Origin of the sequence: Gordonibacter sp. 28C, from assembly GCF_003339845.1 — a bacterium.
GTDB lineage: Bacteria > Actinomycetota > Coriobacteriia > Coriobacteriales > Eggerthellaceae > Gordonibacter.
The window spans coordinates 189,709-214,814 of record NZ_PPTR01000001.1; the positions used below are offsets into that span (position 1 = coordinate 189,709).

Genomic DNA, 25,106 nt, shown 5'->3' on the forward strand with positions numbered 1-25,106 from the left:
GTAGAGCGCTTTGCCGCTTACTTGCCGCTGAATGACGGCTTGCGCTTTTCCAACATTGCGTTGACGCCCTCTTTGGAGTCCTCGGACGAGGAGACCTTTGCGAGGATGGTCGCTTCGAGCTCGCTTTGCTGCTCAAGGTGGATGCCGCTGGAGGCCAGAAAAAGCTCCTTGATTCCGGCATATGCTTGAGTCGGTCCTGATGCAAGACGAGTCGCCACTTCGGTTGCCTTTGCAACGACGTCGTCGTCGGGAACGATCTCGTCGACGAGGCCGGCTTCGGCTGCTTGCGAGCTTGTCAGCATTTCCGCCATAAGCTCGAACCTGCGCGCGCGTGCCGTTCCCATGCGCATGGTGAGGGTCGAACTCGACGCCGTGTCGATGCTGAAGCCCACTCCCGAGAACGCTGCGCCGAGTTTGGTGGACTCTCCTGCAACGACGTAGTCGCACCCTGCCACCAGGCCGATCATTCCGCCCATGCAGAATCCCTGGATACCGACTACCGTCGGAGCGGGAAGCCGGTAGAGACGAGAAAGCGCAACGTTCATGTCAGCCAGCATCGAACGGACGAGCCCAGGAAGCTGGTCGCCGGCTTGCTTGAAACCTACAAGGTCTCCGCCGAAGCTAAAGCTCTTGCCCTCCGCGAGGAGGAGGATGGCGCGTAGCCCTTCGAGATTTGCCAGGCTTTGAACCACCTGGTTCATTTCGGTACAGAATGTTGCATCAATCGGGTTACCACGTTTGGCCTGCGTGAAAGTAATTGTTGCGAGGCCGGATTGGAAGCCGAGCTTCATTGAGGTAAGCTCAAGATCCATAAAACACCGTCTCCTTTCGATTTTCGGTTGCCCGCTATCACAAAGATGGGGCTTGTCTGATAAGCCCGGTAGAGGCAGCCTTAAACTCTTTTGCAGAGATTCAAGGTGTGACCCTGTCGGGTCGTGCAAAGATGGATTTGGAGCAAAAAGCTGATTCTTATTTTACGGATGAGCTTTTAAATGGCACTACCACAAACCCGGCCATTGACGGTATCGAGAGAGGCGGGCTCTCTCAGTGCTATTCCGCTGTGCGCGCGAAGGCTATCGCCTGAATACATAAGGCCCTGTCGAGCCATGTCGACGCCAATTGTTTCGTAGTCTTGCCAGGCGAGTATGCAAATATCTTGTATTTCCTTCTCGGTAAGAGGGCGTTTGGGTTTTGCCGGTACGCCATACGCCATATATCCATCGGGAATGACGGTGCCTTCGGTGACGACCGCGCCTGCGCCAATAACGCAGTGTTTCCCGATGCAGGCATGATCCATAATGATGCTTCCCATGCCGATCAGGGTTTCATCGCCTATCGTGCAGCCGTGGATGATGGCTCCATGTCCTATGGTGACGCCCCATCCTATGACGACCGGAGCGTCGTCCGACACGTGAATGCAGCAATTTTCTTGCAGGTTGCTTTTATCTCCCAGTGTTATGAATGACCCATAATCTCCCCTGATCGTTGCATTGTCGAAGATGGTGCAGTCTTTGCCTATGCGAACGTTTCCCGCGATTGAAGCTCGGGGCGAGATGCGTGCGGATTCTTCAACGGACACCTGGAAATAATCCATGGCAGTCTCCTTTGATGTTGGGAAAGGGAAAGCTATGCTTTTCTGTTTTCGTTGAGCGCGGCTTTCGCGAGTGTGGTGCGCAGTATCTCGCTGGTGCCTTCGAAGATGGTCAAAATGCGCGCATCCCGGTACAGTCTTTCAACGGGATAGTCCTTGCAATAGCCATATCCGCCAAATATCTGGATAGCATCTGCAGTCACCTTGTTGGCTAGCTCCGCGCAAAAGATTTTTGTGCACGACGAGTATGCTCTCAGCTCGGGATCGTTCTTCATATAAAGAGTTGCTGCGTGGTCGATAAGCAGCTCGGCCGCTTTTATGCCAATTTCCATGTCGGCAAGCTTGAGCCTGATTGCCTGGAAGTTTCCAATAGTTTGCGAGAACTGGACACGGCTGTTCGCATAGGCCAAGGCTTCGGCGTAGGCTCTCTTTGAAAGCCCGATGCCAAATGCTGCTGCGCATAGACGCCCGCCGTACAAAGTGCCATATACGATATCGAATCCATCTCCGACTTTCCCTACGACGGCAGATTCCGGCACTTCCATGTTGTCGAAGTAGAGCGGACACGATGCGGATCCTCGCATGCCCATCTTATCCTCGTCTCGCCCTATGGAAAGGCCGTCGGCGTCTCTGTCAACCAAAAAGCAAGTCAGCTTCTTGGTTCCGGATTCCTCGACTTGGGCAAAAATCGTGAAAATGTCGGCAACGGATCCTCCTGTGGCAAATACCTTGCTTCCATTGATGACGTAGCCATCATTCGTTTTTGTGGCCGTGGTGGCGATATTCGCAACATGCGTTCCGGCTTGCGGTTCGGTGAGGGCAAAGCAGGTTCGAACATCTCCGCTGGCAATGTCAGGAATTAATCGGTCTTTCTGGGCTTCGGAGCCGGCCAGCAAAAGGGGCCTCGATCCCATGGTTGCCGTTGTCACGATGGACGCTACCGAACAGGATTCCTGAGAAATGCGTTCTATGCAGCGAAGCCAGCAATTCAGACTTACCCCTGCGCCTCCGTACTTCTCTTCGAACAGCATCGAGATGATGCCGCTTTCGGCCAACAGCTCCTGCAGCTTCCAAGGAAAAGAGTCGCTTTCGTCCACCTCTGCGGCAACAGGGCCGATCCTATCGTGGCAGACATCGTCTACCATACTCAGGATCATCTGCTCTTCTTTTGTGAAATCATACATTTTGACACCTCGTTACGCTCGGTTTTCGTGACAGGCGACTGCACATATTTTCAAATTCTATCGTCCTTCAGACTCCTCGATAAACCAACAGAATCAGAGTATGGGCATGTGCATTCCGGCTGCTAATTTATAAAGTAAATATGGATTTGGGCAAAAAGCCGTTTCGGGGTTCAGTTGAGGACGAGTTACCCTAACGCTTTTGCAGAAGCCGGATCGGCGAACTGCCAGGGTGACGGATAGGAGGGTACGTTGGCTGGAAAAGGCAAGTTCCACTACGGTTTTCTGATCGTTGCTTCATGCATTGCCTGTTGTTTTGGCCCGTGCGCATTGACGTTTAGCTGTGCGGGTATTTTTTACGCGCCTGTGAGCGAGTATCTGGGTGTTGGCAAAGGCGTTTTTGCCATCTATATGACCATTTTGTGCCTGTCGATGACCGTTTCCTTGCCGTTCATGGGCAAGCTCATCGACAAAAGGGATGCACGCGTGGTCTTGTCGGTAGCTGCGTGTCTGGTAGGCGCGGGTTTGATCGCGATGTCGTTTTACGATCAGGTTTGGCAGTTTTATATTTCCGGCGCACTTATGGGATGCGGAGATTCTGCTTTGCTGTACCTCGCTACACCTACTCTGATCAATCGGTGGTTTAAAAAGCGCAACGGCTTCTTTATTGGTCTGAGCATGGCCTTCACTGGCGTTGGCGGTATCGTCTTCAACATGGTGGGCGGGAGCTTGATTGCCTCCGGTCCCGAAGGTTGGAGAATGGGCTACCTAGTGTTTGGCATCATTGCCCTCGTCCTTGCGCTTCCGTTCACGGCATTCGTTATTCGTAGCTATCCCGCCGACAAGGGCCTGCTTCCTTACGGGTACGAAGAGTCCCAGACGAATTCTGGTGAAGCGACGCAGCTGGCAGCCCCGACCGGTGTGTCTGCGTCCGTGGCGATGCGTTCTCCCGTTTTCTACGCGATTGCCATCGTGGCGGGCTTCATCGGGTTCGATACGGTGATTTACCAGTTTATTCCTTCGTATGCCGTTTCTTTGGAGGGAATAGCTCCAACGGTCGCCGCGATGGCTGCGACTTTGGCCTCAGCCGCCATGCTTGGACAGACGCTTGGAAAGATAGCCTTGGGCGGGATCAACGACAAGGGCGTTCTTCTGGGATTGAGCGTTGGCGTCATCTCGGGCATCATCGGTTTGGTTCTCATGTGGTTGGTCCCTTCGCAGGTGGTTGTGATGATGATCGGCGCCTTCGTTTTTGGCATCTACTATGCGTCTGCTACCGTGCAAATGCCGATTCTCACCGCGTCGGTGTTCGGTCAGCGTGAATACAGCAGCATCTATTCCCGAATATCGATGGTCTCTTCTCTCGGCGCCGCTTTTGCCGCTACTATCTGGGGCTTCATCATCGATGCGACTGGCTTCTCGTTGGTGTTCATCATTGGCATCGCGCTGGCGATTCTTGTATGGCTGCTCGGTGCTTATGCCATTAAGGCAGGAAAGAAGTTCGAATGGACCGAGTGAACCGCATGTGCGTCATTCACGTTTCATGATGCTGGTGTGGCTCGAGATCTTATTTCTCTGTTTTGAGCATGCCCGATAAGAAGGCTAGGAACCACGGGGAGGTTCCTAGCCTTATGAGAGCACGATTTTAAACGGCAAGTTTTTCTTGGCATTGACGGCTTTTTCCTGATGGGGAGCAATACTATGTCGATCGGTTATTCTACAGCCTACCGGTTCGATGATCGCGCGCTAGCGGAAGACAATGTGGGAGTGTTTAACCTCGAGGTGCTGCCCAATATCTTTAGGACCTCGTTCAAGGCAGGTGCGGAATGGGCTTTCGACGAGCTGGAAGTTTATGCGGTGCGGTCAGACAAGAAGGTTCTGTTCATAGACGCAGGCTGCCCCGAAGTGACGAATTTTCGAGTCTTTCAGGCGATGCTTGATGAATACGGCCTCTCTTGGGATAATGCGGCGCTTTTCGTTACTCATTTTCATCGTGACCACTGCGGGTTCGCGCGAGAATTTTATAAAAAGGGCGTGCCGGTCTACAGCACGGCGGGGCGAATCAAGTATGACGAATCCAATATTGCTCGATTCCATTATTTATCGGGTGCCTGCGCGGCATGCCTGAACGGTTCATATGCTGGTTATCTCGCAACATTCGAAGCGTCATGCAACATTGATTATCCGGCAATCGAGGTCGAAGATGGATTTGTCTTCGATCTCGATTGCTATCAGCTTGAAGTGGTACACCTTCCCGGCCATGCTGCCGAGCATTCTGGTTTGATTGAGAGAAGCCAGAGGATCTTGTTCTGCGGCGATATGGTGCTCGAAAAATACGCTCCAATATGTTGTGCGGACGACATCGACGCCCATGCGATGGTCTCGTATGGAAGATCTCTGAAAAAGATGGCCCAGATGGCTCCCCTATCGCTTTTCTCGAGTCATATGCTTCCACTTTGGGGCGTCGATGCCGCGCGGCGGGCCTTCGAAGATGCGTGGGCATATCAAAATCGACAAATCGAGAACATATTCAAGACGCTTTGCGCCGCATCGGGTGCATGCAGCGTTGTCGATATTGAGAAACTTTACTATAGCGATACGGATTCGAAGAGTATGGATTCTCGAGGAAGGAGGGCTATAAAAATATTCTCGTATTGCGAATATCTGTATGACAATAAACGCGTTTCACGCCGAATTGACGGCATGGGCACGGCGCTTTACTACCATACCTAGAAGAACGCGGGAATCGCGGAGAGCGGCTCCAGGTAGCTGTCAATAATCCTGAATCGACTTTTTACCACATCCGACAAACATTTGAAACGGATTGGGAGCGTGATTGAATGAAGGATTCGAAAGTACATACAAAGGATTTAATTGTAGACGCGTTTCTCGAGATGTTGGAGGATGTGCCGTTCAATAAAATAACCGTACATGATCTTGTAAACCTTGTGGGAATCAATAGAAAAACTTTTTACTATCACTTCTACGGCAAAAGCGATCTGGTGAAATATGTGTTTCGCAGTACGTTTGCACTGCATCTCGAAGCGCGTTTCAATGGTGATCGGTTGATTTGCGATACGCAGATAGAGGACGACAAATACCGTTATATGCCCTTTTTCACCAAGTCTGAAAAGGGCTTCAAGCAAGGTGATTTCTTCGAGTCCATGGGGCAGTATTTCATGGGGTATCGGGAGTTCTATCGAAAGTTGAGCACCGAGGAAGTATATTCAAACTTTAGGCGCTATCTGCTGCTTATTTATCGCCCTGCCCTGCGCAAGGATATCGAAAGCCTTTTTCAGGAAAGCAACTGCTATCTTAATGCCGAAACGCTCAATTGGCTGGCAACGTTTTATACGAACAACTCCGTCTTATGGATATTTGACTGCGTCCTCAACTCGTCAAAAAACGTTCCGAAAGATTTGATGAGCAACTGCTATAACCTTATTTACGATAGCGTTAAAGGAACCGTTAGTGCTATCGTAAATAAATAATCGCAGATCAGATCATAATATTTTTGCGACGCACAATTACTTATCCGATATGAGCCAAGACGATCTCGGCAACATCCTTTACTGGCGTCGGCGCGTCTCTCATGCTCATGCCATCTGAGAGCATGGTGAGGCAATAGGGACATGCCGTGGCGACGATCTCCGGACTCGTTTCAAGCGCCTGCGCTGTACGTAGGGTGCTGACACGCTGCGTTTCCTGCTCGTCTAACCATATACGGCCACCGCCCGCCCCGCAGCAGAGGCTGTCTTGTTGCGACTTCTTCATCTCTACGATATCGAGATGAAGAGATGAGAGTATTTTTCGGGGGGCTTGGTATATGCCGTTATAACGGCCAAGATAGCATGAGTCTTGATAGGTTATCGAAGAGCGCATTTCCGGTTCAAGGGAACGAGGTGCGATTCTACCTTGTTCGATCAGCTCTTTGATGAGCTCGGTGTGGTGCACCGCTTCAAAGCATCCTCCAAGTTGAGGGTAGTCGACTTTGAAGGCGTTGTAGCAATGCGGGCACGTCGTTACTATTTTTTTAAATTTATAGCGCTTTAGCGTTTCTATGTTTTCGTTGGCGAGCGTGTAATAAAGATATTCGTTTCCCAACCTTCTCGCGGCATCGCCGCAGCATCGCTCCTTGTTGCCTAGAATGGCGAAATCGATTTCGGCCCGACTCATAATCTGGGCAAATGCCCTGGAAACCCTTTGGTTTCGAGAGTCGAACGCGCCTGCGCACCCTGTCCAGAACAAGTATTCTGCATTCGGGTTGCCATCGATCAAGGGAAGATCGCAATCGCCCATCCACTCACTTCGCGTTTCCCAGCCAAGCCCCCATGGATTGCCGTTTGTTTCCATGTTGCGAAAAGTTGAATGCAATTCCGACGGAAAAACGCTTTCTGTGCAAACTTGGTACGTGCGCATTTTCACGATTTTAGGCACGTGCTCCAATGATGCCGGGCACTGCTCCATGCAGGAACCGCAGGTGGTGCATGCCCAGAGGGCGTCTGGTTTGACGGTGTCGCCGACCAAGGTTTTGGCCATGATGTCACGTTGCTCATCGGTTGGCTTCCGTGTTGCCTGTTCCTCTTGCGTCAGGGCGCCCTTCTTCTTTGCCCGCATGTCGAGGATAAGCGCACCGCGTTCTTCAAGATGCGCTCCCAGGTCGTCCATAAGCGCCTTTGGGGAGAGCGGCTTACCGCTCAGATAGGCTGGGCAGTTCTCTTGACAGCGGTTGCACCGAATGCATGCTTGGGTGTCGAAAAGGTCTTTCCAGGTAAAATCTTCAAGGCATCCCACACCCAAGGTGTCCAGGTTGTCGTCTTCGAAATCCACGAAAGGAAGCGAGGATGCCGGCTTGAGCGAACGGTGATAGATACTGCTGGGAATCAGCAGAACATGAACCAGTTTCGAATAAGTCCAATATGCGATCAAGGCGAAAGCAAGCGCCATGTGGCTCCACCAGAGGACTCGGTGCGCGGTGGCGATCTGGTTGGCGTCTAGGTTTTCGAAAGCAAGAGCAACGAGGCTGCCGATTGGCGACCAGTCTCGCCAAGGATCTCCTGCCCCAGCGATGCGAAGCCCTTCGACGGCAAAACCGCCCACGCCAACAGTAAGAAGGAGCACGAGCACAACGATATCGCTCGGTTTTGTGTCGAGCTTCTTGTTTGCAATGCGCCGGATAATGCAGAATGCTATTGCCAGGCAAAAGGCAAGGCCGGCAAAATCGGATCCGAGGGCGATGACGATGAGGTAGTAGTAGCCATGGGCAAAGTCGAGGCCCAGATCCACTTGAGCGGCGATGGATGCGGTTGCTATCAGCAATATGACCATGCCCGCGTACATCCCCAAATGAGCGATGCCGATTCCTTTGACGCGCAAGACTTTCAGCTGGAGAAAAGCATCTTTAATCACACCCGACAAACGTTGGCCTCGATGGTCGGAACGGTTTTCCGGCTGTCCGACCTTCCAAAGACGATATCGTCTGTAAAAAAAATAGACGCTGACTGCCAAGGCGAAAACAAAACACGGATACATGATCCATTCTTGGTTGATGTTCCATAGATATTCGCGAGTTGCGCTGGCTGCTTCCATACCATCTCCCGTTGTGTGCTCTGCTTGTAGTCGTGTTTGGTGAATTCTCGATCGGAAAACGAGGAAACGTGGTTTTCCGAAAAGCGCGAAGTCAGTTTTGCAGTCGAAGCTCTTCTATCAAAAGGGGAATTGCAGTGAAGAGATCAGCGACTATGCCGTAGTCGGCAACCTTGAAAATATCTGCCTCCTCGTCTTTGTTGATGGCGACGATGCATTTAGCCGCCGAAGCGCCTGACATATGCTGGATGGTGCCCGATATGCCGCATGCTATGTAAAGATCGGGAGCAATGGATTTTCCGGTCTGTCCTATTTGATATTGACCTTCAATCCACCCCTCGTCGATTGCGGCGCGTGAGCCTCCGACTGCTGCGCCCAAGACGTCGGCTAGATCCTCGATGAGCTTAACCCCTGCTTCGCCCCTAATGCCCCGCCCGCCTCCGACGACGCAACGCGCCTCGGTCAAATCGACGCGTGCAGAGGTTTTTCTGACGACGTCCTTTACAACTTGTCGTATCGTGCCGAAGTCCTCAATCTGTGTTCTGGTGACGTGGACGGGACGAGTCTCGTCGCATTGCGCCGCTTCAAGAGCCCCGGCACGGATCGTGGCTATGAGGGGATGCCGCCCTGGGTCGAGGGCGAACTCTTGGACGATCTTGCCGGAATAGGCTTCGCGAGATAGCAAAAGCTTGGTGCCCTCGACCGTCATATCCATGACGTCGGTCAGTAAAGGCGCTCCGATATTTTGCGCGACGACAGGGGCCATATCGAGGCCGACTGCGTCATTTGCGAAAAAGATAGCCAAGGGTTTGTATTTCTCCGCGAGAGCGGTTAGCGCATTGGCATAGGCGTCTGTCGTATAGGGAGACAGGCTGGGATCCTCGAGAATCAAAACATCGTCGGCACCGTAATAGGCCAAAGGGACGAGGTCGGCTTCATGCACGATGCTGTCGAACACGATTGATGCTGTGCTGCCTCCCAAAGAAGTCGCTAGCTTTCGGGAGCTGGCAATCATTTCATACGAAACCTTATTGAACGTGGAATTCCTATATGTAGAAAAAACCCAGATATCAGACATGCTCCTCCTCCATTCTGGCCATCCCCACGCTTCTTTGCCGTGGAGATATTTGCGACAAGGTCGTTACGAGATAGCACCATCGGATTTCAAGGCGGCAACCACATCTGAAATCACAACAGACAGCTCGCCCTTCATAATGCGTCCCCCCTTGCGTGCTGGTTTCGGGCGACACGGGAGGACGCATGGCTTTGGGTGGTCAAGTTCTGATGGCGAGAGGCCGATATCTTCCAAGTTATATATCTCGACAGGTTTCTTTTTGGATTGCATGATGCCCCGCACGGACGGGTATCGCGGTTCTGCGAGTCCTTGTTGCGCTGCGATGGCCGCCGGAAGTTCCACCTGTATGATTTCAAAGCCGTCATCGGTTTCGTGCGTAGCCTCTACCGCATGTTCGCCGATCTCAAGATGGGTGACGATGCCAACGTAGGGTATCTTCAAAAAAGTGGCTAACCTTGGGATTACTTGTGCTTGGGAGGTGTCGCCAGATTTATAGCCTCCCATGATGAGATCCGGCTGGAGCTTGGTCAGCGCTTTGGCGAGCACGATGGATTTTTCAACAGGGTCGTCCAGGTCTATAGCCGGGTCGTCGACGAGGCAGCCGGAATCTACGCCCATGGCCAATGCGTGGCGGATGGTCGGCATAACTTCCTGGCCGCCAATCGCCAGCGCAATGGTTTCCGCTTCACCGCAGTCTTTTGCCTGCAAGGCTCTTTCTACAGCGAACTCGCTATAGGGGTCGATGACCAGCGACTGGCCTTCCTTAATCACCTGGCCGTGGTCGTCGACTTTCGTGATCGCTTCAGCATCGATGCATTGCTTGATGCAGACAACAATTCTCATACGATAACCTCCTGTCGGCGAACGAGCGTTGAGCGTCAGTCCAATTTCCCTATTCTTTGTTCAACAATGATATTGAGTTGTAGAAGCCGATCGAACCAACACTCTTTCGATGTGAGCAGATTTTGCAGACCCCAGTTTCTATGATTGAGGGTTTACCCCGTCGCATAGCCACACATTCTTGTTTTGAGCATTCTCCCGCTCCGTCCCATTGACTATTTTTAAGAAAATTTAGGGACTGGTGTGAGGACTGCTGCATAAATCGCACTGGATGATGTAAGGAGACGAGGCTTCGTGGCAGAAAAAGATATGCTTTTTGAACCTATCATGATTGGGAATAAGCAGCTACGAAACAGAACGGCATTGCTGCCCATGGGCATGGAGGTGGACGAGTATTACATGTCCGATAAGCTCGTCGATCTATATTCCCAAATGTCCAAGGGCGGTATCGGCATGATCACGGTCGGGGGAGTCATACCGTGCGATTGCAGCAACGTGTCCCATCAGTATCCTGCTGGAAGCCACTCTATTGGCGCTTGGAGCGATGACTTCATTCCGGGACTCAAGAAGCTGACAGACGGCATTCGTGAAGGCGGCGCTTTGTCGTGTGCGCAGCTTGACATTCACTATGAATGGAGGGCCGATGGAAGTAAGCCATTCGAGGCCGTCGGCCCTTCGGATGGACCGGGAGGCCCCTTTGTCAAAAAGCTGCGAGAGCTGACAATTGACGAGATTCATTTAATCGTCGAGCAATTTGGAGACGCTTGCAGAAGATGCAAAGAAGCAGGATTTGACCTGGTGGAGATACATGCAGGTATAGGGTATCTCCTTTGCAGGTTTTTGTCGTCGTTTTCGAATCGTCGGACCGATCAATACGGCGGCTCAATCGAGAACAGGGCGCGCATCGTGTGCGAGGTTATCGAGAACTGTCGAAAGAAGGCGGGTGAAGACTTCCCCATAGTGTGTCGTTTCAACGCGGATGATTACATGCCAGGCGGAAACACCATGGATGATGCCAAGGCTCTTATTTCGATTTTCGAGAAATGCGGCGTGGCGGCGTTCAGTATTCAGGCTGGATTCCATGAAGCAACGCGTCCACTTGTCAACCAGTTCGTGCCTGAGGCCCCTCTTATCGATATGACTTATGAGTTGAAAAAGCTCGCGCACGTTCCCGTGATCGCGGGCTATCGCATTGCAAGGGCGGATACGTGTGAAGAAATCATCGCCTCCGGCAAGGCCGATATCGTCGGCATGGGTCGAGCTCTTTTGGCGGACCCTTGTTTTGTCGGCAAGATGGAGTCGAACAACAAAAAAGATATACGGCCTTGCATATGCTGCTGCCGCTGTTTGGACAGCACGTTCGTGGGGCGAAAGTTGACGTGCTCAATGAACGCCGACATTGCTTCTGATCTGGGTCTTCCGGAAAGGAGTCCGGCTGAGAAAAAGAAGAAGGTCGTTGTTATCGGGGCGGGTCCTGGAGGTATGGAAGCGGCGCGCGTTGCAGCAATAAGAGGGCATGACGTCACGCTCGTTGATAAGGGAAAGCATCTCGGCGGACTTCTCAATCTTGCGGCTGTGTTGAATGAGTTTTTGGAGCCGGTGATTGACTGGTATGCGCTTCAGCTTCGCAATCTTTCTGTTACGACAATGCTCGGAACAGAAGCTTCCGCCGCTCTTGTCGGCAGCCTGAAACCGGATGCTGTCGTTGTGTCTCCCGGCGGTGAAGCGATAGTTCCGGATATTCCCGGTATCGATGGTAAAAATATTATCGGATCGGTCGAGCTAAAAGGTCTTGTTGCCGGAAAGGCTCCGAAAAAGGGACTTATGTGGAAGTGCGCGGCAGTGGGAACCGGTCTGTTCGGCAACAATAAGAAATTCATGAGATGGGGCATGTCCTTGCCCTGGCCGGTAAAGAAGAACGTTGTTGTTATTGGCGGCGGATTTGCGGGCTGCGAGGTGGCGCATTCGATGATGAAAGGTCGACGCGTGACCGTACTCGAACCGAGTTCACGGCCGTTGAGGGATATGGGGCCGGTGACCAAGGGGACGCAGCTGGATTTGCTCAAAAAAGGCGGCGTTACCATCATGACCGACACTGTGGTCAAAGAAGTGCTCCCGACTGGAGTTCTTGCCGTCAATACCAAGACTGGCGAAGAAATTAAAGTCTCCGCCGACACCGTCATGCCGTCGCTTGGCGTGCAGGAGAACACGACGCTTTTCAATGAGCTATCAAAGGAGTTCGAAAGCGTTTACCTCATCGGCGACGGTGCTGGCGCGCAGCCGGCTCCCGAGGCGAAAGAGGGCGAACGCCCTGTTCCGGAGTGGGAGCTCGCGCGTAGAATCCGCGAGGCTGTTCGCGATGGGTTCAATGTGGGGATGGGGCTTTAGGGGCCATAGGCTCCTTTGGCGCGATGCGTCTGAGGAGCTGGCGATAACGCGGAACAACGAGCGGTAAATTCTTTAAGGAGGAACAATGGCACTGGACTATTCGTTTACGGATGAGCAGATTCAACTCAAGAAGGACATTCACGAATGGGCGAAAGAGCACATGCCCGAAGAGAAGGTGATTCGCTGGCATGAAGAACGCGGTATGGACGACGAGGTTTACAAAGCGTGGGCCCAGACAGATTTCGTCCGACTGGGTATTCCAGAGGAATACGGCGGAATTCCCTGCGACTTCGTGACTTTGGGAGTCATGATGGAGGAGCTGTGCCACTCTACGGTTACGACCGTCCCGTTCGTTTCGAGCACCCTGATCATCTTCGATGTTCTCGAATTCGGCAGCCCTGAGCAGATCAAATTCTGCATGGACACCTATTACGAGACCGGTCGTCCGCCCTACGCCCTTGCTATTTCGGAGCCTGTCGGTGGCAGTGACAACTTCGGCATGACCACTTACACCAAGGAGATCGACGGAAAGATCCACCTGTTTGGCGACAAGACGTTTGTGACCAATGGCGAGCATTTCCCTCACCTCATCGTTCTTGCTAAAGAAGAGGATCCTTCTCGCGAAAACAAATCCATTTCGATGTGGACCACCCCCAAGGATGTCCCTGGCATCGAGGTCACTCAACTCAACAAGATCGGCAATCAGATATCTCCTTTTGCTCGCATCCATTTTGACGACGTTGTGCTTGATCCAAGCCAGCATCTCGGTGAGCGCGGCCAAGGCTTCATGAACCTGATGAAGAACTTCGAGTTCGAACGCTGCGTCATCATCGCCATGATTCTCGGAGAGGCTCAAGCCGCCTTGGAGGATGCTGCTGCGTACGCGAATCAGCGCATGGCTTTCGGAAAGAACATCGCGCGCTATCAAGCTGTCCAGGAGATGCTCGTTGATATGGAGATGGGTTTGCGCACGACGCGCGAAATGCTCTATAAGACGCTTTGGAAGATGGACAACAACCTACCTATCAACGCCGATGCGGCTTTGCTCAAGCGCTATGGCTCGGTAACGCTCACGCAGGTCGCGAGCGATGCTCTTGAGATTTTTGGCGGTCATGGGTTTACCACTGAAACGCGCGTTGGCCGTGCGTTCCTCGATTGTCGAGGCTACCAGCTGGGCGGAGGAACTCGTGAGATCATGAGCCATATAGCAAACCGTCCGATCGTCAAGGAGTATGCGCAATTGGCCGAGGACGAAGGCAGGGCGGAGTACGAATTCTGATTCGTTCGCAACGAAAACACAAAGCGAGACGGCTTCGAGGGGTTCGGCAACGGTGCCGGACCCTTCTTTTGCCTGCGATAGCGGAATTGTTTCTCTCGGTGAACGACATTTTGCCGTTTTCAGCAACGCGCGCGTCCTTTACACTGTTCGGCATGGGGTTTTCGCGCGGTTTTGCCGTGCGGCGAAAAAGCATCGAAGGAATCTAACGCAAGCGCAAAGGCCCTTCGGCTTTCTTCGCTCAGGATGATAAAGGGGATGGAGGCAGAACGTGGAATTGCTGGAGGAGCGCATCAGGCGCGACGGGGTGGTGAAGTCGGGAGGCGTTCTAAAGGTTGACAGCTTCCTGAACCACCAGTTGGACATCGACCTGTTCGACGCGATGGGCGCCGAGTTCAAGCGCCTGTTCGCCGACGCGCCTGTCACGAAGATCCTCACCATCGAGGCGTCGGGCATCGGCATCGCCTGTGTGGCCGCCCGCCACTTCGGCGTGCCCGTGGTGTTCGCGAAGAAGGCGCAGAGCATCAACCTGGACGGTGACATGTACACCACGCGCATTCAGTCGTTCACGCACGGCCGCGTGTACGACGTCATCGTGTCCAAGAAGTTCTTGGGGCCGCACGACCATGTGCTCATCGTCGACGACTTCTTGGCGAACGGCTGCGCGCTCAACGGGCTCATCGAGCTCGTCGACGAGGCCGGAGCGACCGTCGAGGGTATCGGCATCGCGGTCGAGAAGGGCTTCCAGCCCGGCGGGGCGGAGCTGCGCGAGCGCGGCTACCGGCTGGAGTCGCTCGCCATCGTGGACGCCATGGATCCGGAAACCGGCGCGATCGAGTTTCGCCGATGAAGCAGTTCAAGCACGAGGAGCTGTTCAAGCTCGACGGCGACATCCCCCTGCTGCGCGCCGTTCCCTACGGCATCCAGCATATCCTGGCCATGTTCGTTGCCAACCTCGCCCCCATCGTCATCGTGGCCGGCGTGGCCGGGCTCGGGGCCGACCAAACGGGCACGCTCATCCAAAGCGCCATGCTCATAGCCGGCATCGGCACGCTCATCCAGTTGTTCCCGCTGTGGCGCATCGGCTCGGGGCTACCCATCGTCATGGGCATCAGCTTCACGTTCGTCACGGTGCTGTGCGGCATCGTGGCCACCTACGGGTATAGCACGGCCATCGGCGCCATTATGGTGGGCGGCGTCATCGAGGGCGTGCTGGGCCTGTTCGCGAAGTACTGGCGACGCATCATATCGCCCATCGTGGCGGCCGTCGTGGTCACGTCCATCGGCTTCTCGCTGCTGGGCGTGGGCGCCACGTCGTTCGGCGGCGGCAGCGGCGTGCCCGACTTCGGATCGCCGCAGAACTTGGTGCTGGGAACTATCTCGCTGGTGTCGTGCCTGGTGTTCCAGGTGCTCGCCAAGGGGAAGACCAAGCAGCTTTCCGTGCTGTTCGGCCTGGTGATAGGTTATGCGGTTGCCTTGTGCCTGGGCGCGGTGGACTTCAGCGGGTTCGCGGGCCTGCAGCTGTTCGCCCTGCCGCAGCTCATGCCGTTCACGCCCGAGTTCAACGTGGGTGCCATCGTGTCGGTAACGCTCATCTTCCTGGTGTCGGCCACCGAGACCATCGGCGACACCTCGGCGCTGGCCATGGTTGGTTTGAACCGCGAGGTGAAGGAGAAGGAGCTCACCGGCTCCATCGCCTGCGACGGTTTCGTCAGCTCGCTGTCCGCGTGCTTCGGCTGCCTGCCCATCACGTCGTTCTCGCAGAACGTGGGCCTGGTGGCCATGACGAAGGTCGTGAACCGCAAGGCCATCGCCACCGGCGCCGTCATCATGGTGCTGGCGGCGTTCCTGCCGGTCATCAGCGTGCTGTTCTCGTCGCTGCCCGAGGCGGTGCTGGGCGGCTGCACCATCATGATGTTCGGCAACATCATCGTGAGCGGCTTCCAGATGATCGCGCGGGCCGGCTTCACGCAGCGCAACATCACCATCGCGGCGTTGTCGCTGGCCGTGGGCATCGGCTTCACGCAGGCGTCGGCCCTGTTCGCCGTGTTCCCCGAGATCGTGCAAAGCGTGTTCGCCGAGAACTGCGTGGCCGTGGTGTTCCTGGTGGCCGTGGTGGCGAACCTCGTGCTGCCGCGCGACGCGGAAGCCGGCGACGCGCCGGCGGAAGCGCACGCGGGCGATCGGGAAGGCGGAGGGCCTGCTGCCGTGTCGGCGAACGACCGCAAGGATCCCGCGCCGTCGACGGACGTTCCCGCGCCGGGGGTCGAAGAGGGCGATCTGGCGCGCGCCTAGGCCCGCTTGCTAGCGGACCTTCTCCAAGCGCGGCGCTTGCAGGGCCACGTAGACGAACAGGCCTCCCATCGCGGCCAGCGTTGCCAAGGTCACGAGCATCTTCTTCATAAAGGGTTCCTTTCGCAGGGGGCTACGTTCGATATCCACCATACCCGCTGCACCTTGCGGCAACCTTGCACGCGCCTTTGCTTTCGCTTACGTTCGCGTCACGTTGGCCTTGTCGTTGGTTTGCCGGGGTTCGATGGCAACGTTGCAAAACGGTGTCAACTTCTGTATATAGAGTAGTTTTTCCCGGCTGTGGCCTTGAGGGATGGTACAAATTACAAGGACAGCCAAAACCTGCCACCTTGTACGCGGCACGGCAATCCGCATCGGCAGGCCTTGACAACCGAACCTAAGGAGACCTGCTTTAATGCACCCTGCGTTAAGCCTTGTACTTGTCCTGTTCTTCCTGCTCATGAACGCCTTTTTCGTTGCCGCCGAGTTCTCGCTCGTGCGCGTGCGAAAGTCCCAAGTGGAGATCCTTGTCGACGAGGGTCGCTCCGGCGCCAAGTACACAAAGCTCGTTGCCGACAACGTCAACGCCTACCTTTCCGCCTGCCAGCTGGGCATCACGCTTGCCTCGCTTGCTCTAGGCTGGCTGGGAGAGCCGGCTGTATCCCAGATTATCGAAGACCCGCTTCTGCTTCTCGGCCTACCCGAGGCGGCTATCCACGGCATCGCCATCGTCATCGGCTTCGTCGTTATCACTGCCCTGCATATCGTGGTGGGCGAGCTGATCCCCAAGTCGCTCGCCATTTTCTCCACCGAGCGCTATGCCCTGTTCACGGCCACGCCGCTTGTGTGGTTCTACCGTATAACGTATCCCATCATGTGGCTGTTCAACTCCATCACGAACGGCGTCATGAAGCTGCTGGGGCACGACATCGCCAACGAGCACGAGGTGTATACCGACGAGGAGATCATGCTGCTCATCGACGAGAGCACCGAAAGCGGTCTCATCGACCCCGAGCAGAACGAGTACGTGGACAACATCTTCGACTTGGGCGACAAGGACGCCGAGGCCATCATGACGCCGCGCACCGACGTCATCTGCCTCGATTTGGAGGACTCGCTCGAAGAGAACATGGCGCTTATCACCCAGTACAAGTACACGCGCTATCCCGTGTGCCGGGGCAACAAAGACCGCATCGTCGGCTTCGTGCACGTGAAGGACCTGTACACCATGCCGCCTGACAGCACGGTGGACGACCTGCGCATCCGCACGATAGAGGCCGTGCCCGAGGGCATTCCCATCGCGAAGCTGCTGCAAACGCTGCAGGCGAAGCACACGAAGATCGCCGTGGTCATCGACGAGCACGGCGGCACGTCGGGCATCGTCACCATGAGCGACATCATGGAGCAGATCGTGGGCCGCATCGACGACGAGTACCTGCACGGCGACGCCAACGACGTGGTGAAGCTGGACGACGGAAGCTACCTGGTGGACGGCTCCATGCCCATCGACGACGTGGAGGAGCTCATCGGCTTCGAGCCCGAGGAAGCTTCCGAGTGCGAGACGACCGGCGGCCTGCTGCTGTCGCTGTTCGACCGCATTCCCGCCGAGGGCGACTCCGTGACCGTCGAGCACGACGACCGCAAGGCAACGTTCACCGTGGTGGACATGGACCGCCACCGCATCGACAAGGTGCGCGTGGTTCTGGAGTCAGAGCCTGAAGGGGAAAGCGCGGACAAGGACCGCTAGTCCCTCGGGATGCCGTCCGAGCGAATCCGAAAGCTTCCGGCTTGTCATCCTGAGCGAAGCGAACGCAGTGAGCGCAGTCGAAGGATCTTCAGCGGCTGTGTTCCTCGCCGGTTTTGCCGGGTCGACGGGTTAGGAAACGCTCACGCCGGTGAAGCGCTCGGCGTTCTTCCAGAGCATCTTCTCCAGGTCGTCGTCGGAGAAGCCGAGCGACGTGAACGTGTCGTACTCGCGCGCGGGATCCCACATGGGGAAGTCGGAGCCGAACATCACACGGTCGGCTCCCCACATGCCCACGAGCTCCTTCGTGCGACGGTTGCCCACGAAGGTCATGGAGCTGGACACGTCGATGAACACGTTCTCGTCGTGCAACACGTCGTAGCCGATCTCGGGAACCGACCAGCCCCCGAAGTGCGCCGCGTCCACCACGAGGTCGGGGAAGGTGTGCAGGATGTTCTTCAGGCGACGCGGGTGCGAGAAGTCGGTGCGATAGTCGCCCGTGTGAACGATGAGCGGCAGGCGTCCCGCGATCGCCTCGTACACGTTCATGAGCCGAGGATCGTCCATGTTCACCTTCTGCGTGTCGGGGTGCAGCTTCACCCCCTTGAGGCCCAGGCCGATGGCGCGCTCGATTTCGGTCTCGGGGTCTTCGAGGTCCTGATGCATGGACATGAAGCCGATGAACTCGGGATGGATGCGGCACTGCTCGGCGATGAAGTCGTTGATGGTGGCCACGGAGCTGGGCTTCGTGGCCACGGAGTGCACGACGAAATGCGTGATGGGCGCCTGCTCCTGCGATGCCAGCAAATGCGCCGCCGTGCCTTCGCCGTACATATCGATTAGATAGAAGTCCCCCACGGCATCGACCGCCCGCTCGGCGATCTTCTCGGGATAGATATGGGCATGCACGTCGATGACGGTCATAGTGGGCGCTCCTCAATTGCTTTCAATGCGCAGTGCGTATGGTTTCGCTTCCGATTGTACTGCATCCCCGTTGCGCATGCGTTAATCAGTCTAAGCAACCTGTTGGGCTAAGCGAGAATTCGTTTTGTTGATATGAGGACGTTTTGTGGAGGGGAAGAAAAATCTTGCACGCGCTGATGAACGCAGGTATTATTCAATCTTGCCGCTTTTCCTGTTTGCTGTATACCGGACAGGAGGGGCAGGCGCAAACGTTGCGGGGTGGAGCAGTCTGGTAGCTCGCCGGGCTCATAACCCGGAGGTCGTAGGTTCAAATCCTGCCCCCGCGACCATGAAACTTACAGGCCGGAAGCATTCGCTTCCGGCCTTTTTCGTTCAAGCAGGTGTTGGAGGCTGATGGGGAAATGCAAGCATGATTTAGCTCGTCGGCGACCAAACCCTTACAAGGCAGTACTTCTTCGGCTCGCCGTCGATGGGCTTGTCGTCGATGTTGGCGTACGTGACCACCAGGTCGTTCGATCCGGTGGATGCCAGGTACTCGCCGTAATCGTCCGAACCGTTTTCGGGCTGCAGGGCGAAGTACTCGCTCGTTGCCAAGTCGATGCCGCACACGGTGCGCTTCGATTTCACGATGAAGTAGCCGCCGCACCAGGCCGGTGCCGCCGTAGGGGACAGCCCGAACGAGAACCACGGCGCGCCGCTGTAGTTTCCGTCCGTCACCCGAGAGGCGGGCGTGTACGTGCCGATGTTGGCGATGCCGTCGCCGTAGGTGTACCAGGCGTCGAACGAGAACGAGAACCCGTTGTCGCCGTATCCTGCTTCGAGCGGCCTCATCGAGCGCGGCAGCACCATGGTGTCCAGAACGTTGCCCGTGGCCGCGTCCATATGCGTGAGCTGATAGTACGTTCCCGTCGTTTCCGCGCGCGGCGTGATGACCACCGAATCGTCCAGCGCGTAGGGCGGCGTGCACAGCCTGCCGTGAGACGTGTAGACGGTTTCGGCTGCCCCCGACGCCATCGTCGCACGCTTCACGAGCGAGTCCTCGGCGCTGTAATCGCCGTCGAGCTTCGGCATGACCTGCCAGAAAGCGTAGGGGCCCGCCGCTGCGATGGTGGGCGTTTCCCATTGACTGTCGCCTTCGTCAACCAGGTGCGGCTCGCCGAGGGTCGCACCGTCCGAGCGCGCGGTGTACACGCGCCAAACGCCGTCGAGGATGTCGGCCTCGGTCCATACGACGCCCGAACCCGTGGCGCGCACGTCGTAGATGTCGAACCCTTCGTCCTGCCCCACGGCTTGCTCGAGCACGGTTGCCTGGGTGCCGCTGCCAAGAGACAGCAGGGCCACCTGCGCGAGCGGGCTTCCTTGGTCGGTGGGCAGCAGGCAGGCGGCCACGCTGTCGCCGCTGGCCCAAACGAGCGAACCGTAGGGAAGCTCGAAGCGCGTGACCAGGTTCATGCGGGCGGCGGCGTCTTCGATCAAGGTGAACGAGCTTTCGGTGTCGGCGGTGTTCAACGTGGTCACCGACGACGAGGGAACCTCGAGCACCGTCACGTCGCCGGCGGCCTCTTCCCGTTGCTTGATGATCACGGACGCCGCGCCTCCCGCAGCGGCGAGCGCGGCAACGCCGGCGGCGCCGAACAGGAAGTGGCGGCGGGTGAGGAGCACCTCTCCGCCGCTCGGAGTGGGAACGCGAACGCCGCCGGATCCGCCGTTCGACGCGCCGCGCCGATGCACGCCGCCCGAGTCCAAGACGCTGCCGGGCCCCACGGAGGCTTTCTGCCCGGTCCGCCCTGAACCGGCCGCGCCTCTGCGCGCCGTCGGCCGAGAGGAGCCCGCTCCTCCCAGGTCGCCGCCGAAGCTGCCGACGTTGCCCACGTGCCCGCCGCGCGTGCTCGATTTGCCGCCGACGTACGTGCCGCCTCCCAAGGCGGCGCCGCGCCGCTGTGCGCTGCGCTTGGCCGCGCCACCGGGTTTAGCGTGGTTAGCATGTGTTGATCTGCGGGTTACCATGGTGGATATTGTGTCATTTCCCGCACGGGTTCCAGCTGCTTCGAGGGTAATTGCTACAATAAACGCAAACACGACCTGAACGCTCGGAAGGGAGCGCGTATAGGATACGCGTCCGGGAAAGAATCCGAGCCGGTAACGACCTGAGGTGGTATCCATGAGCAACGAAACGCGACGTATACTGCTTGTTGAAGATGAAAAGGCCATCCGCGACGCGGTGACGGCCTACTTGGAGCGCGAGAACTACTGGGTCACGGCGGTCGGCGACGGCCAAGAGGCGCTCGAAGAGTTCTCGAAGCATCATTTCGACCTGGTCATCCTCGACCTCATGCTGCCCCGCGTGCCGGGCGAGCGCGTGTGCCGCGCCATCCGCGACAACTCCGACGTGCCCATTATCATGCTCACCGCCAAGGGCGAGGTGGAGGATCGCATCATCGGCCTGGAACTGGGTGCCGACGACTATCTGGTGAAGCCCTTCAGCCCCCGCGAGCTCGTGGCTCGCGCCCGTGCGCTGCTGCGCCGCGTGCACGCCGACTCGGAGCCCCAGCGCGAAGTGCTGGAGTTCGGCGAGCTCACCATCGACGTGTCGGGCCACAAGGTGCTCGTCAACGGCGAGGAGATCGACCTCACGGCCAGCGAGTTCAAGCTGCTCACCACGTTGTCGCGCTACCCGGGCCGCGTGTACTCGCGCATGGAGTTGGTGGAGAAGGTGCTCGGTTACGACTTCGAAGGTTACGAGCGCACCATCGACTCGCATGTGAAGAACCTGCGCGCGAAGATCGGCGACAACCCGCGCAGCCCGAAGTGGCTGCACACCGTGCACGGCGTGGGCTATCGCTTCGAAGACCCGACCAAAGTCCAGCAGTAAGCATCGCGTGAACGCCTTGAGCGTGAGCGCGTAACCGTGCAGGAGGATCGAAGCGTGCAAGACTCGGCGACGACCGGACCCATCGGCAAGGCGGGCGCGGACGACGCGGACGCGCGCGCCCACAAGCGGCCGGGCTGGGACAACCTTTCGTACACGACCCGCGTGACGGCGGCGTTCGCCTTCATCGCGGCCATGACCGCGCTGGTTGCCATCGGCGTGGTCTCGTTCGTGTGGGAACAGCACTTCCAAACCTACACGCGCGACAACATGTTGAGCGTGGCCGAGACGACGGCAGAAAAGATCGCGGAGAACTATCAGGAAACGGGAATGTTCGACGAGCAAACGCTCGCACCCGCCCGTTACACCGTGAGCGCCACGCCGAGCATCGGCATGCGCGTCACGAACAACCTCGTGCCCTTCGATCCCGACAGCAAGGAGTCGGTCCCTTACGACTCTTCGCGGATAGAGAACGAAGAGGGCGACGGGGCGGTTGGCGGGCTTTCGCTGGCTCCGAAACAGGCGAAGCCCGAACAAATGGTCACGGTTCCCATCGTCATCAACAACGACGAGCAGGCGGTGGGGTCGGTGAGCGTGTGGGTGCTCGGCTCCGACACGCTGCTGCGCTCGACCGACGAGGAGTTCCGCAACAAATCCTACCAGGCCATGTTCTTCGCGGCGGCCATGGCCATACTCTTGGCGTCGTGCATCGGCTTCCTGTTCGCGCGCAACCTGGTGGGCCCCATCAACCGCATGACGAAAACGGCGAAGGCCATCAAGGAGGGCGACCTGTCCGCCCGCACCGACCTGCACGGCGAGGACGAGATCGCGCGCTTGGGCGAGACGTTCGACGAGATGGCCGACTCGGTGGAGAAGGACCGCGAACTGGAGCGGCGCCTGACCACCGACGTGGCGCACGAGCTGCGCACGCCCCTCATGGCCATCCAGTCCACGGTGGAGGCCATGGTCGACGGCGTGTTCGAGGCCGACCCCGAGCATCTGGAAACCGTGAACTCTGAAGTGCAGCGCCTGAGCCGTTTGGTGGACTCGCTGCTGAAGCTGTCGCGCTTGGAGAACCGCGCGAACCCCATGAAGGAAGAGATCGTGGACGTGGGCCAGCTCATCTCCGGCATCATCGCCACGCACGACGCCTTCGTCACCGACTCGGGCCTCACGCTGGAATACCAGGCGGACGACGACGTGCGCGTGCTGGGCGACGCGGACATGATTCGCCAGGCCACGGCCAACCTCATCTCGAACGCCGTGCGCTACACGCCCGAGGGCGGCCACATCACCGTGCAGGTGAAGCGCGGCGACCTCATGGCGTCCATCGCCGTGCGGGACACGGGCATCGGCCTTTCGCCCGAGGAGGCGAAGATGGTGTTCTCGCGCTTCTGGCGCGCCGACGCCGGCCGCAACCGCGAGAGCGGCGGCCTGGGCATCGGCTTGGCCGTGGTGAAGGAGATCGTGGACCGACACGGCGGTTGGGTGCAGGTGGAGGGCCGCAAGGACGAAGGCGCTTGCTTCACCATCCATATTCCGCTGTACGACGAAGGCCGTCAACCGAAGGTGCGCCAGCAGAAGCAGCAGAAGGTGCCGAGGGCGAAAGAAAAGCCGCAAAAGTCGCGGCCCAAGGGGCGCAAATAGCCAAACTGCGCGATAATGAAGCGCGTATGGAAAACGCCGGCTGCCGGGGGGCGCGCGGCGTGTCGATGAAAGGACAGAGCAGACCATGACCGGAATGGACATCAAGCCCGACGCGCAAGGCAAAGTGCGCGATCTCTACGATTTGGGAGACAGGCTTCTGCTGGTGGCGTCGGACCGCATCTCCGCGTTCGACTACATCTTGGAAGACGAGATCCCGCACAAGGGCGCGGTGCTCACTCAGCTGTCATGCTTCTGGTTCGAGCTTCTGGACGGCGTGGTGGAGAACCACCTGATCTCCGCCGACGTGGCCGACCTGCCCGAGCAGTTCCAGCCGTACGCCGACTACCTGCGCGGGCGCTTCATGCTGGTGAAGAAGGCCGACATGTTCCCCGCCGAGTGCATCGTGCGCGGCTATCTGGCCGGCAGCGGCCTCAAGGAGTACCAGAAGCAGGGCACGGTGTGCGGCATCGAGCTGCCCGAGGGCCTGGTGAACTCGTCGAAGCTGCCCGAGCCCATCTTCACGCCCTCGACGAAGGCCGAGATCGGCGACCATGACGAGAACATCAGCTACGAGCGCCTGGTCGAGATCATAGGCGAGGACGACGCGTCCCAGCTGCGCGACCTGTCCATCAAGGTGTACACCACGGCGCGCGACCATGCCGAGAAGCAGGGCATCATCATCGCCGACACGAAGTTCGAGTTCGGCCGCCTGAACGGTCAGATCATTTTGGCCGACGAGGTGCTGACCCCCGATTCGTCCCGCTTCTGGCCGGGCGACGAGTACGCCGAGGGCAAGGACCAGCCCAGCTTCGACAAGCAGTTCGTGCGCGATTGGCTCATCGCCAACTGGGACCGCCAGGGCAACCCGCCCCGCCTGCCCCAGGACGTCATCGACCGCACGAGCGAGAAGTACATCCAGGCCTACGAGAAGATCACTGGTAGAAAGTTCGCGTACTAATACCAGTGCATGTCAGCGGAATGCGTGCGGCCGAGAGGGCTGCGCGCATTCCGTCGTTGAAGGAGCAATAACCCATGAGCCAACGCAACCCCATGAACGACCGGTACCAGACCGACGAGCACCAGGGCCAGACCCGCAAGAGCGCCGCGTCCATGAAGCCGAAATCGAAGGCGGCCGCGACGGTGCGCGTTCAGCCCAAGGAAAAGACGAAGCAGCAGAAGAAGGCCGAGAAGAAGGTCGTTCGCCAAAAGCAGAACGAGCTCGACCGCAAGTACTACAACCCGCCCACGCCGCAGTACAAGCGCCTGCGCAAGATATGGTGGGCGCTGCTCATCGGCGCCATCGCGGCCACCGCCCTGTCGTGGTTGGGCCGTTCGTGGTTCCCCGATCCGGTGAGCTACGTCATGCTGGGCCTGGCCTACATCTGCATCATCGGCGCGCTCTACGTCGACTTCTCGAAGATCCGCAAGGTGCGCCGCGCCTATCAGGAAGAGATGGAAAGCCGCAAGACCAAGGAGCAGCGCGCCATCGAAAAGCAGCAGAAGGCCGCCCAGAAAACCAAGAAGATCGAGGCCGAGGCTCCCGCCGAAGAGGAGAAGCCGAAGAAGCGCGGCCTGTTCGGCAGCGGTTTCCGCCTGTCGAAGGCGGAGGAGGCCAAGGCCGAGAAGCAGGAGGCGAAAGCCGGCGAAGGCGCCGAGAAGACCGAGAAGGATTCGACGAAGTAAGGTAGGCACC

Annotated in this window: 20 protein-coding genes and 1 tRNA gene; 13 read left to right on the forward strand and 8 right to left on the reverse strand. The window is 57.3% G+C overall.

The annotated features are described in order from the left end of the window. Positions 1–17: 17 nt before the first annotated feature. The 3 genes from C1878_RS00825 to C1878_RS00835 form a co-directional block, all read right to left on the reverse strand. Positions 18–812 carry an enoyl-CoA hydratase/isomerase family protein gene (locus tag C1878_RS00825; RefSeq protein ID WP_114599817.1) on the reverse strand — a complete coding sequence of 265 codons (795 nt, stop codon included), beginning with the start codon at positions 810–812 and terminating at the stop codon, positions 18–20. Positions 813–988: 176 nt separating this feature from the next. Continuing rightward, positions 989–1,594 carry a gamma carbonic anhydrase family protein gene (locus tag C1878_RS00830; protein WP_114599818.1) on the reverse strand — a complete coding sequence of 202 codons (606 nt, stop codon included), beginning with the start codon at positions 1,592–1,594 and terminating at the stop codon, positions 989–991. Positions 1,595–1,626: 32 nt separating this feature from the next. Then, positions 1,627–2,775, reverse strand: a complete 1,149-nt coding sequence (locus tag C1878_RS00835; protein ID WP_114599819.1) for an acyl-CoA dehydrogenase family protein — start codon at positions 2,773–2,775, stop codon at positions 1,627–1,629. Between the two features lie 249 nt (positions 2,776–3,024). Here C1878_RS00835 and C1878_RS00840 point away from each other — a divergent pair, with 249 nt between their 5' ends. The 3 genes from C1878_RS00840 to C1878_RS00850 all read left to right on the forward strand — a co-directional run bounded on the left by C1878_RS00840 (position 3,025) and on the right by C1878_RS00850 (position 6,263). Then, positions 3,025–4,290, forward strand: a complete 1,266-nt coding sequence (locus C1878_RS00840) for an MFS transporter (protein WP_114599820.1) — start codon at positions 3,025–3,027, stop codon at positions 4,288–4,290. Between the two features lie 183 nt (positions 4,291–4,473). Beyond that, complete coding sequence (locus C1878_RS00845) at positions 4,474–5,505, forward strand: MBL fold metallo-hydrolase (RefSeq protein WP_158539644.1); 1,032 nt, start codon at positions 4,474–4,476, stop codon at positions 5,503–5,505. Between the two features lie 107 nt (positions 5,506–5,612). Then, a complete protein-coding gene (locus C1878_RS00850; protein WP_114599822.1) occupies positions 5,613–6,263 on the forward strand; it encodes a TetR family transcriptional regulator in 651 nt (216 codons plus the stop codon). 40 nt (positions 6,264–6,303) lie between these two features. On the opposite strand, the gene C1878_RS00855 is transcribed toward C1878_RS00850, so the two are convergent. The 3 genes from C1878_RS00855 to C1878_RS00865 all read right to left on the reverse strand — a co-directional run bounded on the left by C1878_RS00855 (position 6,304) and on the right by C1878_RS00865 (position 10,276). After that, a complete protein-coding gene (locus C1878_RS00855; protein ID WP_114599823.1) occupies positions 6,304–8,361 on the reverse strand; it encodes a heterodisulfide reductase-related iron-sulfur binding cluster in 2,058 nt (685 codons plus the stop codon). Positions 8,362–8,452: 91 nt separating this feature from the next. Next, positions 8,453–9,436, reverse strand: a complete 984-nt coding sequence (locus C1878_RS00860) for an electron transfer flavoprotein subunit alpha/FixB family protein (protein ID WP_114599824.1) — start codon at positions 9,434–9,436, stop codon at positions 8,453–8,455. A 63-nt stretch (positions 9,437–9,499) separates the two neighbouring features. Then, entirely contained in the window at positions 9,500–10,276 is a 777-nt protein-coding gene (locus C1878_RS00865; RefSeq protein ID WP_114599825.1) for an electron transfer flavoprotein subunit beta/FixA family protein, read from the reverse strand. 291 nt (positions 10,277–10,567) lie between these two features. Here C1878_RS00865 and C1878_RS00870 point away from each other — a divergent pair, with 291 nt between their 5' ends. From C1878_RS00870 to C1878_RS00890, 5 genes are all read left to right on the forward strand, one after another. After that, positions 10,568–12,661: an NAD(P)/FAD-dependent oxidoreductase gene (locus C1878_RS00870; RefSeq protein ID WP_147272879.1), complete on the forward strand. Its 2,094-nt coding sequence runs from the start codon at positions 10,568–10,570 to the stop codon at positions 12,659–12,661. Between the two features lie 85 nt (positions 12,662–12,746). Beyond that, complete coding sequence (locus tag C1878_RS00875) at positions 12,747–13,940, forward strand: acyl-CoA dehydrogenase family protein (protein ID WP_241963549.1); 1,194 nt, start codon at positions 12,747–12,749, stop codon at positions 13,938–13,940. Positions 13,941–14,208: 268 nt separating this feature from the next. After that, a complete protein-coding gene (locus C1878_RS00880) occupies positions 14,209–14,787 on the forward strand; it encodes a xanthine phosphoribosyltransferase (RefSeq protein WP_114599827.1) in 579 nt (192 codons plus the stop codon). Then, on the forward strand, positions 14,784–16,232 hold the full coding sequence (locus C1878_RS00885) for a uracil-xanthine permease family protein (RefSeq protein ID WP_114599828.1): 1,449 nt from the start codon (positions 14,784–14,786) through the stop codon (positions 16,230–16,232). The genes C1878_RS00880 and C1878_RS00885 overlap by 4 nt, the downstream gene beginning before the upstream one ends. Positions 16,233–16,644: 412 nt before the next feature. After that, entirely contained in the window at positions 16,645–17,976 is a 1,332-nt protein-coding gene (locus C1878_RS00890) for a hemolysin family protein (RefSeq protein ID WP_114599829.1), read from the forward strand. Between the two features lie 129 nt (positions 17,977–18,105). Here the strand turns inward: C1878_RS00890 and C1878_RS00895 are convergent, their stop codons facing one another. Beyond that, complete coding sequence (locus C1878_RS00895; RefSeq protein WP_114599830.1) at positions 18,106–18,897, reverse strand: amidohydrolase family protein; 792 nt, start codon at positions 18,895–18,897, stop codon at positions 18,106–18,108. Positions 18,898–19,149: 252 nt separating this feature from the next. Between C1878_RS00895 and C1878_RS00900 the strand changes: the two genes are divergently transcribed. Further along, positions 19,150–19,226: transfer RNA gene (locus C1878_RS00900), tRNA-Met, on the forward strand. Positions 19,227–19,311: 85 nt separating this feature from the next. On the opposite strand, the gene C1878_RS00905 is transcribed toward C1878_RS00900, so the two are convergent. After that, on the reverse strand, positions 19,312–20,904 hold the full coding sequence (locus C1878_RS00905; protein ID WP_241963550.1) for a Tat pathway signal protein: 1,593 nt from the start codon (positions 20,902–20,904) through the stop codon (positions 19,312–19,314). A 154-nt stretch (positions 20,905–21,058) separates the two neighbouring features. Between C1878_RS00905 and C1878_RS00910 the strand changes: the two genes are divergently transcribed. The 4 genes from C1878_RS00910 to C1878_RS00925 all read left to right on the forward strand — a co-directional run bounded on the left by C1878_RS00910 (position 21,059) and on the right by C1878_RS00925 (position 25,096). Continuing rightward, positions 21,059–21,769 (forward strand): response regulator transcription factor, encoded by a 711-nt coding sequence (locus C1878_RS00910; protein ID WP_015539178.1) that lies wholly within the window; start codon positions 21,059–21,061, stop codon positions 21,767–21,769. 54 nt (positions 21,770–21,823) lie between these two features. Further along, the gene (locus C1878_RS00915) at positions 21,824–23,413 is read left to right on the forward strand and encodes a cell wall metabolism sensor histidine kinase WalK (RefSeq protein WP_241963551.1); all 1,590 of its coding nucleotides are present in this window, start codon (positions 21,824–21,826) and stop codon (positions 23,411–23,413) included. An 85-nt stretch (positions 23,414–23,498) separates the two neighbouring features. Further along, positions 23,499–24,371 (forward strand): phosphoribosylaminoimidazolesuccinocarboxamide synthase, encoded by an 873-nt coding sequence (locus tag C1878_RS00920; RefSeq protein WP_114599832.1) that lies wholly within the window; start codon positions 23,499–23,501, stop codon positions 24,369–24,371. 74 nt (positions 24,372–24,445) lie between these two features. Beyond that, entirely contained in the window at positions 24,446–25,096 is a 651-nt protein-coding gene (locus C1878_RS00925) for a hypothetical protein (RefSeq protein WP_114599833.1), read from the forward strand. Positions 25,097–25,106 lie beyond the last annotated feature (10 nt).